Origin of the sequence: Fructobacillus tropaeoli (assembly GCF_016860625.1) — a bacterium.
In the GTDB taxonomy this organism is placed as follows: domain Bacteria; phylum Bacillota; class Bacilli; order Lactobacillales; family Lactobacillaceae; genus Fructobacillus; species Fructobacillus tropaeoli.
This window is the reverse complement of record NZ_BOJU01000002.1, coordinates 264,095-279,289: the sequence shown is the minus strand read 5'-3', so window position 1 is coordinate 279,289 and position 15,195 is coordinate 264,095. Positions and strand designations below refer to the sequence as shown.

13 protein-coding genes, 1 tRNA gene and 1 pseudogene are annotated in these 15,195 nt (G+C 45.9%); 13 read left to right on the top strand and 2 right to left on the bottom strand.

Features of this window, described 5'->3' with window-relative positions; all coding sequences use genetic code 11:
* Nucleotides 1-75: 75 nt before the first annotated feature.
* The 6 genes and pseudogenes from FT12353_RS03325 to FT12353_RS03300 all read left to right on the top strand — a co-directional run bounded on the left by FT12353_RS03325 (nt 76) and on the right by FT12353_RS03300 (nt 6,117).
* Nucleotides 76-1,434, top strand: a complete 1,359-nt coding sequence (locus tag FT12353_RS03325) for an amino acid permease (RefSeq protein ID WP_203618443.1) — start codon at nt 76-78, stop codon at nt 1,432-1,434.
* Nucleotides 1,435-1,646: 212 nt separating this feature from the next.
* Nucleotides 1,647-2,306, top strand: coding sequence for a VTT domain-containing protein (locus FT12353_RS03320; protein WP_059393197.1), 660 nt, complete (start codon nt 1,647-1,649; stop codon nt 2,304-2,306).
* 75 nt (nt 2,307-2,381) lie between these two features.
* Complete coding sequence (locus FT12353_RS03315; RefSeq protein WP_059393196.1) at nt 2,382-2,942, top strand: hypothetical protein; 561 nt, start codon at nt 2,382-2,384, stop codon at nt 2,940-2,942.
* Entirely contained in the window at nt 2,939-4,330 is a 1,392-nt protein-coding gene (locus tag FT12353_RS03310; RefSeq protein WP_059393195.1) for a nicotinate phosphoribosyltransferase, read from the top strand. Before FT12353_RS03315 ends, FT12353_RS03310 begins: the two co-directional genes overlap by 4 nt.
* A 233-nt stretch (nt 4,331-4,563) precedes the next feature.
* Nucleotides 4,564-5,421, top strand: a pseudogene (locus FT12353_RS03305) (fructosamine kinase family protein).
* 90 nt (nt 5,422-5,511) lie between these two features.
* Nucleotides 5,512-6,117, top strand: coding sequence for an ECF transporter S component (locus FT12353_RS03300; RefSeq protein ID WP_203618441.1), 606 nt, complete (start codon nt 5,512-5,514; stop codon nt 6,115-6,117).
* Nucleotides 6,118-6,238: 121 nt separating this feature from the next.
* Here FT12353_RS03300 and FT12353_RS03295 read toward each other — a convergent pair.
* Nucleotides 6,239-6,311: transfer RNA gene (locus FT12353_RS03295), tRNA-Arg, on the bottom strand.
* 160 nt (nt 6,312-6,471) lie between these two features.
* On the opposite strand from FT12353_RS03295, the gene upp reads away from it, so the two are divergent.
* Nucleotides 6,472-7,101, top strand: coding sequence for a uracil phosphoribosyltransferase (gene upp / locus FT12353_RS03290; RefSeq protein WP_059393193.1), 630 nt, complete (start codon nt 6,472-6,474; stop codon nt 7,099-7,101).
* Nucleotides 7,102-7,113: 12 nt separating this feature from the next.
* Nucleotides 7,114-8,526, top strand: a complete 1,413-nt coding sequence (locus FT12353_RS03285; protein ID WP_203618433.1) for a D-alanyl-D-alanine carboxypeptidase family protein — start codon at nt 7,114-7,116, stop codon at nt 8,524-8,526.
* A 41-nt stretch (nt 8,527-8,567) separates the two neighbouring features.
* On the opposite strand, the gene FT12353_RS03280 is transcribed toward FT12353_RS03285, so the two are convergent.
* Complete coding sequence (locus FT12353_RS03280) at nt 8,568-8,912, bottom strand: hypothetical protein (protein WP_148666512.1); 345 nt, start codon at nt 8,910-8,912, stop codon at nt 8,568-8,570.
* A 136-nt stretch (nt 8,913-9,048) separates the two neighbouring features.
* Here FT12353_RS03280 and map point away from each other — a divergent pair, with 136 nt between their 5' ends.
* The 5 genes from map to recD2 all read left to right on the top strand — a co-directional run bounded on the left by map (nt 9,049) and on the right by recD2 (nt 15,134).
* A complete protein-coding gene (map, locus tag FT12353_RS03275) occupies nt 9,049-9,837 on the top strand; it encodes a type I methionyl aminopeptidase (RefSeq protein ID WP_047974386.1) in 789 nt (262 codons plus the stop codon).
* 49 nt (nt 9,838-9,886) lie between these two features.
* On the top strand, nt 9,887-11,260 hold the full coding sequence (locus FT12353_RS03270) for an RsmF rRNA methyltransferase first C-terminal domain-containing protein (RefSeq protein ID WP_059393190.1): 1,374 nt from the start codon (nt 9,887-9,889) through the stop codon (nt 11,258-11,260).
* 121 nt (nt 11,261-11,381) lie between these two features.
* A complete protein-coding gene (locus FT12353_RS03265; protein WP_168778489.1) occupies nt 11,382-11,723 on the top strand; it encodes a DUF1831 domain-containing protein in 342 nt (113 codons plus the stop codon).
* Nucleotides 11,720-12,373 (top strand): histidine phosphatase family protein, encoded by a 654-nt coding sequence (locus tag FT12353_RS03260; protein WP_203618431.1) that lies wholly within the window; start codon nt 11,720-11,722, stop codon nt 12,371-12,373. The genes FT12353_RS03265 and FT12353_RS03260 overlap by 4 nt, the downstream gene beginning before the upstream one ends.
* 82 nt (nt 12,374-12,455) lie before the next feature.
* Entirely contained in the window at nt 12,456-15,134 is a 2,679-nt protein-coding gene (gene recD2 / locus FT12353_RS03255; RefSeq protein WP_059393187.1) for an SF1B family DNA helicase RecD2, read from the top strand.
* The last annotated feature ends 61 nt before the right edge of the window (nt 15,135-15,195 follow it).

The window sequence follows — 15,195 nt, the reverse complement described above, 5'->3', positions numbered from 1 at the left end:
ACTTCTTGGTGAATCGATTTGTTGTTTGTAAGAGCGTTTTTAAACGCGAAATTAAAGGATTAAAAGAGATATATCATGTCTTCAGAAAATAACGGAGCTCTTGAGGGAGATAAAGGGCTCAGTAACCGTCACGTTCAGCTGATTGCTATTGGTGGAACAATTGGAACCGGACTTTTCATGGGTGCCGGGGATTCGATTCACTTTGCTGGACCAGCAATTTTGCTGACGTATGCCGTTATTGGCTTATTAATGTTTGTTGTGATGCGTGCGATTGGGGAAATGCTCTATGCTGACCCAACCCAGCATACGTTTATTGCCTTCATGTCAAAGTACTTGGGCCAGAAAACCGGAACTTTTGCTTCCTGGTCTTATTGGTTGACCGTTGCCTTCATGGGAATGGCCGAATTAACAGCGATTGGAAAGTATGTCCAGTTCTGGTTCCCATCATGGCCAGCCTGGTTGATTCAAATTGTGATTCTCGTGATTTTAACTTCAGTTAATTTGATTGCGGTAGCATTGTATGGTGAAGCTGAATTCTGGTTTGCGATGATTAAGATTGTGGCGATTTTGTCACTGATTGCTACTGGAATTATCATGCTGTTGACCGGCTTTAAGACAAGCCAAGGAACGGTTTCGGTTAACAACTTGGTTAGTCACTTCTCACTGATGCCAAATGGTGTCGGTAACTTTATTAACAGTTTCCAGATGGTCATGTTTGCCTTCGTTGGAATGGAATTTATTGGAATGACAGCAGCCGAAACAAAGGATGCTCGTAAGGTTTTGCCGAAGGCAATTAACCAAATTCCTTTCCGAATTTTGTTTTTCTACTTGGGTGCCTTGGCAACCATCATGGTCATCTACCCATGGCAACAGATTCCTGCTAACCAAAGTCCCTTTGTGGCGGTCTTTAAGTTAGCTGGGGTTAACTGGGCCGCAGCCTTGGTTAACTTCGTGGTTTTGACATCAGCTGCTTCTGCTTTGAACTCTGTCATTTTCTCAGCCTCACGAAACTTCTATTCATTGGCTGTGGAATCAAAGATCAAGGTTTTGGAGCCCTTTACTAAGATGTCAAAGCACAAGTTGCCTGCTAACGCTGTTTTGATTACCGCAGCTTTGGTGGCTTGTTCAGCCATCATTGCTGTGTTGCCACAAATTTCGGATGCCTTTACTTTCGTTACTTCCGCCTCAACCGATTTGTTTATCATGATCTATGTGTTGACGTTGGTAACATACTGGCAGTATCGTAAGTCAAACGACTACTTGAAGGACGGTTTCTTGATGATTGCGCCAAAGTTCTTTGTGCCAATTGCCATTATCGGCTTTGTCCTGATTTACTTGACGTTGTTCTTTAACCAAAGCGCAATGGTACCGGCTATCGGTGCAACCATTTGGTTAATTGTCTTTACGACTGTCCAGGCCTTTAAAAAGGCCTAACGCTTTTTGATTCGAAACGAGACTAATTTTACCTTTGAATTCTGAAAATAAATCAGAAGCAACTTAGATTTGATTGGTATCGTGATTAGATTAAAAGCGTATCCTAGTAAGAAAGTAGAACCTGTCAACAACCACCACCCAACAGGCTTATGCTTGTTGAATGTCACTGGCTAGTACAGCGTGATGCTGGGCCTTACAAAACGGAGAAAAGAATGAGTACCATAATTGATTTTACTTTGCACATTGATGCCCACCTGGCAAACTTGGTTTCCCACTTTGGTATCTGGACCTATTTGATTTTATTTGTGATTGTTTTGATTGAAACTGGGGCAGTGGTTTTGCCGTTTCTACCAGGTGATTCATTGCTGTTTGCCGCCGGTGCCATTTCGATGACACCAGCTGGTCAGGAAGCCGGTTTGAATCATTGGGTCTTTATGGTTGTCTTCTTTATTGCCTCCGTTGTTGGGGATTCCATGAACTATTGGATTCTTCGGACTGGCGGGCGCGAGTTGTTAAATCATCGGCCGTTTTCAATTATGATTAAGCCCAAGTACATTGAAGAGGCGGAACAGTTCTTTGCCAAGCGCGGTGCAATGGCCATTATCTTAGGCCGTTATATCCCAATTGTGCGGACTTTCGTTCCTTCTGTGGCTGGTTTGTCCAAGTACAATTTCCGTAAGTTCCTTGAATATACCATGATTGCTGCGCTTTCATGGACCTTCATTGCCACCGGTGCCGGTGCTTTGTTTGGAAATATTCCATTTGTGCGCGAACACTTCACATTAATTATTATGGGGATTGTTTTGGTTACGTTGTTACCTTCAGTTATCGGTGTAGCTCGGTCATTAATGAAAAAGAAAAAGCAACAGTAAAAAAATTAGTTCTCAAGCAGGTGTGACACTCGTCGGCCTGCTTTTTCTTTGGTCAAAACTTGTTATAATAAGAGCATGAATAATTTTCGAATTTTACAACAATTAAGTCAGCAAAGTATCGAGCAAGTTGGAGCAGCAACTGGGCTGCAAATCAGTGATTTACAGGCCTTTGCTGATGGGCAAAAGGAGTTAGCGATAGCTGATTTGGAACGGCTCTGCCTTTACTTTTCACATTGCTTGGATCAATTGGGCAACGCCAATCAGGCCAATCTGTCAAAACATCCGATTCATATTCGGTTGACAACGGATTACCTGTTAAATCTGGGCATTAGCCTTTCAGACTGGATTTCACTGCAATGGGCCTTGGAGGGCAATTGGGCTGGTGACCAGCTAGCTGTGGGCTTCTTCACGGCAGACCAGACCCTGGTTAAAGTCGTTGAAAATTCAGCTGATTTTACCAAGGCCTTTGCCGGTTACCTCATTTTGGCCCTTGAGGGTGAATTTACCCCCTATATTGATGAAATCCATGATAATGTTCATTATGATTGGCGGATTTTACGATATCGGTCCCAGGCTGATTTTCAAGATATTACGAATGAACTCGCCAACACGCCACTAAAGGAGATTGAAGCATGACCATTAATTTGATTTTAGCAACTGACGCCTACAAGCTGACTCACCATTTGCAGTACCCACAAAACATCGATAAGTTGTATTCCTATGGGGAAGCTCGGATTGGTGGCAAGTACCCAACTGTATCCTGGTTTGGGCTTTCGATGATTCTTCATGACTATTTTCAAACGCCAGTGACAGATGAGATGATTGACGAAGCGGAGCGGGTTTCAGAAGAAACTTTTGGGACCAAGGAATACTTTAACCGTGAAGTTTGGGAAAAGGTTCGCGACTTGGGTTATTTCCCGGTTAAAATTAAGGCTCTGCCAGAGGGAATGGAAGTTCCTGCAGGCAATGCCTTGTTCACGTTGGAGTCAACTCGTGATTGGTTTGCCACTTCGCTAAATGCTTTGGAATCACTATTGATGCATGTTTGGTATCCAACGACGATTGCGACCAATTCGATGTATATCAAAAAGCGTTTGTTACCGCTGGTTGAAAAAACGGGAACAGCGAGTTCATTGCCTTTGATGGTCAATGACTTTGGTTTCCGCGGCGCAACGGGCGTAGAGGCCGGTGCTCAAGGCGGTGCTGCTCACTTACTGCACTTCCGTGGTTCAGATAACCTCTTGGCCTCAAATTACTTTGAGCATGTATACGGTGTGGCCGGTCGGGCGTTATCAATTTGGGCAACGGAGCACTCGGTGGCAACTGCTTACGGTCCTGGCGAAGGGGAGTTGAATTACGTCAATGCCCAATTGGATCGAACTCCGGATGATGCATTGGTTTCTATTGTGATTGATTCCTACGATACCTTTAATTTTGTCCGAAACGTCATTGGCTCTGAGCAAATGGTGGAGCGGATTAAGAACCGAGCTGGTCGGGTGGTTCTGCGTCCCGATTCGGGTGACCCCGAAACAATCGACTTGGCCGTTTTGGACCTTTTGGCCGAAATCTTTGGCACAGAAGCCAACGATAAGGGTTATAAGGTCTTGAAACACAATGTCGGTTTGATTCAGGGCGATGGCATGAAGGCCGAAACGATTATTGCATTGTATGAGGCCTTGATTAAGCATGGTTGGTCAACGGACAACTTGGTGGTTGGTTCCGGTGGTGGTTTGCTTCAAGAAGGTTTCACTCGTGATACCGAGCGTTTTGCCATCAAGGCAGCCTATGCCCATACCACTGACGGCCAAAACTTAGTGATTAAGAAGCAGCCAAAGACTGATCCATCAAAAGCTTCCAAGGCTGGCTTGCAAAAGGTGGTGGCCGATGAAAAAGGTCGAATCCACACGGTTAGTGTCGACGAACCAGGCCAAGATTTGCTGCAAACGGTTTATGAGGATGGCCAATTAACAATTGAGGATGGTCAAACGATTGTTGACCGTGCTGCTGGAGCCGATTTACTGTAAATTTGGTTGATTTCCAACCAGACCATTGAGGCCAAATTTGTGAAATTAATTGTTGCTACTGTAATAAATGTGGTACAGTTAAGTCACGAACAACAAAGGAGGAACCTGATGGTCGAATTTGTGTGGCAGACATTTTTACCAGTTACTTATCAGACTTTACAGGCCCCTTTTTTCTCAAAAAACAGTTTTCCGTTAATGGAAAACTGTTTTTTTATTTGATTTAGGAGGATACGATGGCAGCAGCAGTTAGTAAAATCAGCATGGATTTCATCACCCGATTAAATTTGCAAAATCCCCATGACGTAAAACCAGTCAATGGCGGGGATACAAACGCGACCTACTCACTTTATTCGGGGGACAAGCGGTACTTTTTGAAGGTGCAACCTAATCAAGACCGCCATTATTTTGACCACGAAGTGGCTTCCTTGAAAGCTTTAAGTGAATGGGTCAAGGTTCCCAAAGTCATGAAACAAGGGGAAAACCAAGGAAGCGCCTACTTGTTAATGAATTGGATTGAAACCGGTTCGAACAATCAATCGGCCTTGGGAGAAGCGTTGGCTAAACTTCACCACGCGAAAGGAAAAGCCTTTGGTTTTGAGGTCAATGCGGATAATGATTATTTTCCAAAGAATAACACCTGGTCAAGCTCGTGGGGAGAGTTCTTTGTGCACTAACGATTAGAGCCTCTAATGGCTTTGGCAAAAAAGCAGGCCCTCTGGCTAAATCAGCGTGGTGATCACTTTGAAAATCTCAAGAAAACGATTTTGGCAGATGACCATGTTCGCCAGGTAGAGCCATCGCTGTTACATGGTGACTTGTGGGCCGGGAACTTTATGTTTGATACCAATGACCAACCAGTATTCATCGATCCAAATTCTTTCTACGGTGACCGTGAATACGATTTAGCCGTGTCGAAAGTCTTTCCTGGTTTCAATGAGGATTTTTATAGTTCTTATGAAGCTGCTTATCCGCTAGAGGATGGCTATCAAGACCGGTTCAAGTGGTACGAGTTTTATTATGTTTTGCTTCACTTTGTTCGCTTTGGTGACATCTATGCACCACGATTAAATCGCTTATTGATCAGTTTCTAAGTTGCACATCATGACTAGACCAATTTGTTGACATCTTTTCAGGCAGTCTGTATAATTTCTTGGACGTCCAAAACGAGGAGAAAATCAGCTATGTCAACAATGAAAACGAAGCGTTTTGTGGCGACAACAGTCTTTGTTGCCATCGTACTATTACAAAGTTTCGTGCCATTCTTAGGATCCTTACCACTAGGAGCATTCGTTATTGGTGCCTCCGTCACGATTGTACCGATGACCGCCGTTTTGGCAGGAATTTTACTTGGCCCACGCTCAGGGTTAGTGGTCGGCCTCTTTTGGGGGCTGACTTCTTGGGTTCGGAATTTGATGCACCCTGGAACCATTGGTTCACTGATTTTTTCGAACCCAGTGACTGCTTTGGTGCCACGACTAATGGTTGGTCTTTTGGCCGGTTACTTAGCGGGCCTAGTGCTGAAAAAAGCGCGGTTGCCTTGGTGGGGGTTCTTCCTCCTTGGCGCCTTTGGTGCTTTATTGAATACCGCCTTAGTCATTTTGAGTACGACAGTGGCCTTTAAACTCTTCCCGGTTAGCGGAATGGGAATTCCACATGCCCATCTGTTTACCTGGTTAGTTGGCATTCTTGGCTTTAATTCCGGCTTTGAAATGATTGCAAACGGTTTGTTAGTGCTTTTGATTGGTCGGGTGCTCTTGGCCAAGTTACCAAACTTGCGCCCCGAATAATTCTGATTTTTGTGCAGCCATTTATATGGCTGTTTTTTTTAATGCAAAAATGGCTGTTGCTAAGCAAAAAAGAACTTAAACCAGGGGAGGATTAAGTTCTTTTGTTTGTTTTTTGAATGGATGCGCCTACCCAGACTCGAACTGGGAGCAAAGACTTAGGAGGTCCCCGTTTTATCCCGTTAAACTATAAGCGCGAACTCTATCATTATACAAAAAAAGAAGAGGGCTTTCAATTTAAATCAGAACAGGACGTGGGCCAAGGACTCATTTTTAAAAAGATTTAAGTGAGCACCTGGTTTTTGCTATAATGGTTATGAGTTAAATTCACAGTTATTTGGAAAGCGAGTTACAATCATGGGACAAGTCGTTGAAGTAAACCATCCATTGATCCAACACAAGTTGACAATCATTCGTGATGAGAAGGTGGGAACAAAGGACTTCCGGGCATTAGTTGATGAATTGGCAATGCTGTTGACCTATGAGGCCAGTCGCGATTTGCCACTGGAAGAAGTTCAGGTGAAAACGCCAATTCAAGAAACAACTAAGAAACAATTAGCTGGTAAAAAATTAGCTGTTGTGCCAATTTTGCGTGCTGGTTTGGGAATGGTTGATGGTATCTTGCAATTAATTCCAGCTGCTAAGGTTGGTCATATTGGGATGTACCGCGATGAAAAGACACTGGAACCAGTGGAATACTTCATTAAGCTACCAGAGGATATTGATCAACGTGAAGTTTTGCTGGTTGATCCAATGTTAGCAACTGGTGGATCAGCTAAGGATGCAATTTCTGCCTTGAAGAAACGGGGCGCTGAACAGATTAAGTTGATTACCCTTGTTTCATCACCAGAAGGCATTCAAGCAGTTACTGCTGCTCATCCTGATGTCGATATCTACACGGCTTCGATTGATGAAGGCTTGAATGACGATGGCTATATTGTTCCCGGCCTTGGGGACGCAGGGGACCGTCTCTTCGGTACGCACTAAAAAGTTAATTAAATGATGTGGAAACGAAAGCATAAACATGATGAAGACGACGCTCGTGTCCGACCGTCTTCCCGATTAGCTCTTTTTCAAAAGAAAGCTGGAGCTGATTTTACAGCGCAAAAAAAGTTGGCGATAATGGGTGCCATGTTGTTACTGATACTATCGCTTTTTCTGACGATTGCTGCGCTCAAAAATGATGTGCAAACGCAATCGGTTGGCCCAACACAGACAGCCTTACCGATGACGCTACAGGTTGCTGCCAGAAATGCGATTGTGATTGATGCAAAAACGGGACAAGTTCTTGGTGAAAAGGGAGCTGACAAGCAAATAGGTATTGCCTCCCAAAGTAAGATGTTAACCGCTTATGGCATTTTGCAAGGAATAAAAAAGAAACGTTTTACCTGGGACAGTCTGGTGACGATTACTCAGCAGTCTGACTGGTCTCAAAAGGACACCGCAACTTTCTCCCACCTAGAAATTTCTGCAGGCCAGAAGATAGCCGTAAAGGAACTTTTTGTGGCGATGTTTACCTCAAGTGCTAATGATGCGGCTCTGGCGTTGGCTGATTTTGCCAAAGAACAAAATCAGACGCAACAACAGGCTCTTGAAGGCTGGGCGAAGGATTTGAAGTTAACTGGATCAAAGTGGTATAACGCCGCGGGTCAGGTTAACAAGGATGCCTTTGACTATCAGGTTAAAAATGCTGATCCAGATGCAGAAAACACTGCTTCTGTGAAACAGTTGGCCATTTTAGCCTATCAAATAATTCGAGAAGATCCGAATATCCGCTCTTACTATGAGAAGCGGGGGTTGGTTTATCATCCGTCGGCAAACGAAACTAAGATTAAGCTAACGGAAGGGGCCAAGTTTGACCAGGAAATCAAGGCAAAGCTTTCGAATTCCAAAAACTTGATCTTTGAAGGGTTGAAGACTGGATCAACGCCGGCATCAGGTGGTGCCCTAACTGGCTTAATTAGAGATCAAAGCGGTCATGAATTTATTACGGTGGTTTCTGGCGCTGGTCGCTACACAGACCAGGTGCAACGCTACCAAAATACGATTGATGTGGTCAACCAAGTGCTTGACCACTACACACCTGTTACTTATCAAAAGGGGCAGGCGGTGACAAAAAATCAGTTCAAGAATAAAAATTTGGCTGGTGGTCACCAGAACCTAGTCATTGGGCAAAGCAGGACTTTTTGGTTAACGAAGGGGCAAACTGCAGTTGGTTACCAAAGGCCAAGTCGTCTGCAGTCGACTGTTACCAAAAAGGGTGCGACAGTCCTGACGGTTCAGCCAACCTTGAAGGCCAAATTCTTGCCGGAGGTGAGTGCAAAGGAGCAAACGCTTCAGCTGGTTAATCAACAAACTTATCGTCTTGGGCACTGGTGGCAAAAGATTTATCACTGGTTGAAGTTCTGGTAAGCATAAAAAAAGGGAGCCGTTTCGGGCTCCTTTTTTACTGCTTAATTTGCTTGGTCAATACCGGCACGTTCCTTTAACTTGGCCAATTGTTCATCCAAAGAATCATCGGCGGCTGACTTTGCCTGTTCTGCCTTTTCTTTGCCGGCTTCTGAAAGCTCATTGGCCTTTTGCTTGCCAGTTTCCGAAAGTTCATTGGCCTTTTGCTTACCAAGGGCAACGAGTTCTTCACCCTTTTGTTTGCCGGCTTCGGTGAACTCGTTGGCCTTCTTTTTCAAATCAGCCATTCGATCGTCATCCTTCAACAAAAGGTAAGCGAGGGCGGCATTACCAAAGAGGGAAGCGCCCAATAAAAAGTTCTTCATAACGGTATCTCCTTTATTTGTCATTCTTAGCTCCATTATCGACAAGTGACTAAGGATTGTCAACCAATATTACAAAAAAATGTCAAAAGCGACAAGGACTCAAAAGGGCCCGGAAAATGATATAATGATAATAGTTTAACATTGGAAAAAGGGGTAACTGATGATTAGTTTGAAGTCACCGCGAGAAATTGCGGCCATGAAAAAATCCGGTGCAATTATTGCCGGAATGCACTTGATGTTGCGCGACTTTATTAAGCCGGGTGTAGATACTTGGGATATTGAGTTAAAGTGTAAGGCTTACATTGAAGACCATGGTGGGGTGCCATTGCAAATTGGTTTTGAAGGCTTTAAGTATGCAACGACGATTTCGGTCAATAGCGAAGTCGCCCATGGCCTCCCTCGCAAGGGCTTGAAATTAAAAGACGGTGATTTGGTGAAGGTTGATACGGTTGTTGGCTTAGATGGGGCCGTTTCGGACTCAGCATGGACATACGCCGTTGGCAACGTTTCACCCGAAGTGAAAAAATTGATGGAAGTTGCAAAGAAGTCACTGTATTTGGGCATTGATCAGGCAGTGATTGGTAACCGGATTGGTGATATCGGTTGGGCAATTCAGGACTACACTGAAAATCAGAATGGCTATGGCGATGTTCGCCAATACATTGGCCACGGTGTTGGTCCAACGATGCATGAAGATCCACAGGTTCCTCATTACGGTAAGCCAGGCCATGGTTTGCGTCTCAAGGAAGGAATGGTCATTACCATTGAGCCAATGATTAACTTGGGTGGCTGGGAAGTCGAAACCGATGATACGCCTGAAGATGGTTGGACAGTTCGCACTTTGGACGGCTCATGGTCAGCTCAATATGAGCATACTTTGGCAATTACCAAGGATGGCCCAAAGATTTTGACTAGCCAAGATGAAGTAGAGGATGCCAAGTATTTGTAATTACTTTGGTTAATCCGTGCAAATCACATGTAAAAAGAAAGAGAGCCCAATGGACTTACCGCAAGCCTTTATTGATAAATACCAAGACCTGCTCGGGAGTGCCAGTGGGCCTTTTTTGCAGGCACTCCAAGAACCCGGGCAAAAGGGTTTTCGGATTAACCCATTGAAGGCCCAGCAGACACCAAGAGACTTGTCGCTGACCAAAAAAGTTCCCTATGGTCAGTGGGGATACTTTGGCCAAGTGGCCGGCAAGGGAATTGATCATTTAACTGGTTTAGTTTATTCACAGGAGCCATCGGCTCAATTTGTTGGTGAGGTGGTAAACGCCAAGCCAGGTGAAAAGATTTTAGATTTGGCAGCCGCCCCAGGTGGTAAATCAACTCATATTGCTAGTCAGCTGAACGGTCAAGGACTGTTATGGACGAATGAAATTTTCTTCGCTCGAGCCAAAATTTTGTCTGAAAACATTGAACGTTTTGGCGTCAAAAATGCCATCGTTTCCTCGATGGATGCTAGCGACCTCGCTAAGGCATTACCGGCATACTTCGATAAGGTTTTGCTTGATGCTCCTTGCTCGGGTGAGGGGATGTTTCGGAAGGATCACGATGCTATCCAGTACTGGTCAGCCTATTATCCAACGGAATGTGCCATGCGTTCGCATGAGATTTTGGAATCAGCGGTGAAGTTGGTTCGACCTGGTGGTGAGCTGATTTATTCAACTTGTACCTTTGCACCAGAAGAGGACGAGCAGACCATCGCTTGGTTGGTCAAGCATTATCCAGAATTTACCATCGAAGCCATTGACCGGCCAGCAGGGTCTGGCATTCAGGCCGGACGACCCGAATGGGCTGATGGTAACCCTGATTTAGCAAGGACTGCTCGTTTATGGCCGCAGGATTTACCTGGAGAGGGGCACTTTGTCGCTCGGTTGAAGAAGGCGGAGTTGGCGGAGGATGAAAGGCCTGTTAAGGCACCAAAGGCACAAAAGCCAAGTAAGATGTCTCAAGCCGATGTGACGCTGATGGAACACTTCTTTCAGGAATCGTTGCCTGGCTTTGACCTTGATGAAAGTCGGTTAAGAACGTTCGGTGATCGGGTATTCTTGTTGCCGGTGGACTGCCCTGATTTGAGCAAGACAAAGGTTTTGCGAGCTGGTTTGTGCCTCGGTACCCTCAAGAAGAACCGGTTTGAGCCAGACCATGCTCTGGCTTTGGCTGTCAATCCAAGTCAGGCAGGCAAGCAGGTGTATGACCTGGATGCCCATGATGACTTGGCCACCTATATCCACGGTGATGTGATCAATACAAAAGATGACCTGCAAAAGGGCTTTGTGTTGATGACCGCTAATGGTAACGGACTTGGCTGGGCTAAGTTCGTCAATGGTCAGTTGAAGAACTTTTTCCCAAAGGGATTGCGCTACTGATTTTGAGGTGGCAGGGTAGAGGTTGCAAGAATGTCAATATTTGTTGGCAGTTTGATGCGCCTACCCAGACCCGAACTCGTCTTAGAAATTAGCTAAATTGAAGCTTGTAAAGGAGAAAACGATGGCTTTTGCAAAGTCTGTGACCATCCCAAACGATGGCACGTATGAAATCGATCCGCAAATTAAAAAATTTGCCCTACTTGACCTTGGTTTTTTGACGAACAATGCCGGTGCATTTGTTCTAAAACGGCCATTGCAACCGGACCTACCAGTCGACCAATCAATTAAGTTGAAGGTCACGGTCAGCAAGGATTTGACCGGCTTTAAGATGGTTGTGGTTTCAGCAGGTGAGGTTGCCCCAGTCGACATCTTTGCCCGCGCTGATAAGGATGAATTGGTGAAGATTTATCGCTATTACTTACAAGAATTAGAAGACCGGCAGGTATTAAAAAAGCAATCATGACAACTTTTTATTTCGTCCGTCACGGACAAACTGAATGGAATTTGGAACGGCGCTTTCAAGGGGCACAGGGGGATTCTCCACTTTTGCCTGGTTCTTATGAGGATATGAAGAAGGTTGCCGGTTTCTTAAAAGACAATCATATTGACCGGGTTTACGCCTCACCGCTGCCCAGAGCAAAGGTGACTGCCGAACGCATCCAGGCTGATTTGCCAAATGAGCCTCGGCTTTCGTTGCATTCCAACATCGTTGAGGTTGGTTTGGGTGAATGGGAAGGCCAGGCGATGGCCGACGTGCAGAAAAAATATCCGGAAGCTTATGACGTTTATAAGAATCATTTGGAGCGTTTTGAGGGCCAGGGCTTTAATGGTGAAGGCTATACGAAGGCGGTCGCCCGTTTTCAAAAAATGATTCAAGAAATTGTCGCTAATCATCCGGATGACGCCGTTTTGGTGGTTGCCCATGGGTTGATTTTAACCTTTGGGATGACAAGTTTGCTGGGTATTCCTCGTGACCAAATCAGGTCATTGGGCGGCTTGTCAAATACATCAACGACAATTATTGAAACAAAGAATGGCCAAGATTTTGACTTGGTAAAATGGAATGAAACCAGTTACTTGAACAAAGATCAGGATGCCGGCACAACGATTTAAGTTGGTGAACCGCTCTGAATTTTGACCAATTAAAACTGGCACCGCTCTGATAGGAGCGGATACATAAGATGGTGAAGGTACGATGGCAAGGACAATTCGAGAGGACAATCAAATAACGGGCACGCTGCAAAACGTGATTTTTTCGGCAAATGATTCGTACTTTAAGATTCTGTCTGTTACGGTGAATGAGACCGACCTGGAAGATTGGGATGAGGAGGAAATCATTGTTACCGGGACCTTTGCCTCGGTCAAGCCAGGTTCGACCTACGCCTTTTTTGGGCAACTGGTCACGCATCCCAAATATGGCCAACAGTTCCAAGCCGCTCGCTACGAAAATCAGATGCCAGCGGATGAAAAGGGGCTTGTGGCCTTTTTTGCGTCCGGTGATTTCCCGGGCGTGGGGAAGAAGACGGCGGAAAAGATTGTGGACCACTTGGGTCAGGATGCCATCGACTTAATCTTGGCCGATTCGAGCGTTTTGACTGGTCTAGTCAAGCCAAAGGTTGCTGCTGATTTGGCCGAAAAACTCCAGGAAAATTTGGGCTTGGAAAAGCTTTTTTTGCTTGGCCACCAAATTGGCCTTTCCGCAGATGTTGCGGGACGACTCTTTGACCACTATGGGGAGGAGGCACAGGAGGTTCTGCAGAAGACTCCCTATCGCTTGGTATATGAATTTGATGGTTTGCCCTTTAAAAAGGTGGACGCCATCGCCAAGCAGGCCGGTTTTCCTGACGACCATCCTGACCGAATTCAGGCTGGCGTCTACGCTGGAATTTTAAATGCCTGTTATTCGGCCGGCCATACCTATCTTACGGTTGACCAGGCACTAGCAGCCGCCCAGTCGACCTTGCAGAGCAATAGTTCAAGCATGCAAACGGCCATTGACCAGGCCCTGGGTGCTTTGGTGAGCCAAGAACGGTTGATCTATGAGGATGGCAACTATAGCCCAACTGATTTAAAAGGGGCGGAAGTCCTTGTCAGTTCAAAGGTCAAAAGCTTATTAAAGGCAAAATCAGCCGTCCAAACGACTCCAGATTTGGTGGATACAACCTTTGTGGTCCCAGAAAATTTGGACTTAGATGAGGTCCAGCGGGCGGCGGTTGAAGCAGCCTTGACGAACCAGGTCTTTGTTTTAACTGGAGGCCCAGGAACTGGGAAAACAACGGTCACGAAAACGCTGGTTGCCACCTGGGAAGCGTTGGTTCGCCACCAGGCCCAAAGTCAGGGGCGCGACAAAGAGTGGGTCAAGCAAAATCGTGTTCGGCTGGCCTCACCGACTGGTCGGGCAGCCAAGCGGATGACTGAAATTACTGGTTACGAAGCGACCACCATTCACCGTTTGCTCGGTATTACGGATGGTGATGACGCCGAATTTGATGCCGATAACCCAATTTCCGGTGGCTTGTTAATTATTGATGAGGCCTCAATGCTCGATATTTCCTTGGCGGAAAGCCTCTTTGCGGCCTTGCCGAAGGACATGCATATCGTCTTAGTCGGGGATGCCGACCAATTGCCATCCGTTGGCCCCGGCAACGTCTTGTATGATTTGATTCAAAGTCAGGTCGTGCCCCACGTCGCCTTGGAACGGATTTACCGCCAGGGGAAAGGGTCAAGCATTTCAGCTTTGGCTCAGTCGATTAATGCGGGCATCTTGCCAAAGGACTTCGAGGAAAATCAGTCGGATCGCTCAACCTTCTTAACCACAGCTGACCAAGTCCCAAGAGCCGTTAGCCAGGTGCTGCAGGCGGCGGTCAAGAAGGGCTTTACGGCCGATCAAGTCCAGGTTTTGGCACCGATGTATAAGACGCCGGCTGGTGTCTTGGCTTTGAATCAAATTGCCCAGGACCTTTTTAACCCGGTCAAACCTGGGCAAAAGACCTTACAACAGGGGGAGACCATTTTTCGCTTGGGTGATAAGGTTCTTCAACTGGAAAATGACTCCGAACGAGATATTTACAACGGGGACATGGGGCAGGTCATTGCCATCCACTATAAGAAGGAGCCAGGTGTGGCTGCGGATTCGTTGGTCGTTGACTTTGATGGCCAAGAGGTTTGGTATACCAGTAAGACTTTAAATCAGCTGACCCTCGCTTATGCCACAACGATTCATAAGGCGCAAGGAAATGAGTTCAAGTTGGTCATTTTGGTCCTAACAGGCCAATTTAAAATTATGCTGAACCAAAATTTGGTTTACACGGCCATCACTCGTGCCAAGGAATCCTTAGTCATGGTGGGTGATTATAGTGCGTATGAGTATGCAGCGACACATCCGGTACCGGTTCGACAGACCTTTTTACAAGAACTATTAGTCGACCAACAGAATGGACGACGAGCTACTCGCGCTAAGCAAGCAGACAGCCGTGTCGGACAGTTAGCCGAGCATCAAGGACAGAAGGTTGACCGTGATGGACAAACAACTAATCTTGATAGCCAATCGGCTAGCCGTGCTGACCAGCCAGCTAGCCAGCAATCTCAAAAAAATGCAGTCAAGCAGGAAACCATTCAGCAATCCCAACCAACTGCAGTCAAGCAGGAAGCCCCCCGGCAGCCCCAATCGGCTGATTCACGTTCTGCTGAATTCGACCAGCGGTCACTAACGTCTTCGTCGCAGCAAAAACCAGCAGTGCAGACGCCACTGGCTGCCGACCAAATAGCTGGTGAAAGTGGATTAACAACCGCAACTTTGGCACAGGCCATGGCCAATCCAATGATTGGCATGGCTGATTTAAAGCCGGCTGATTTTATGCCCGAATCGCGGTAAATTTTTGTATAATAGTAGCAGATTAAGTCTTAGACCAGATTGCTTTTTGCAGTGGTCCCAG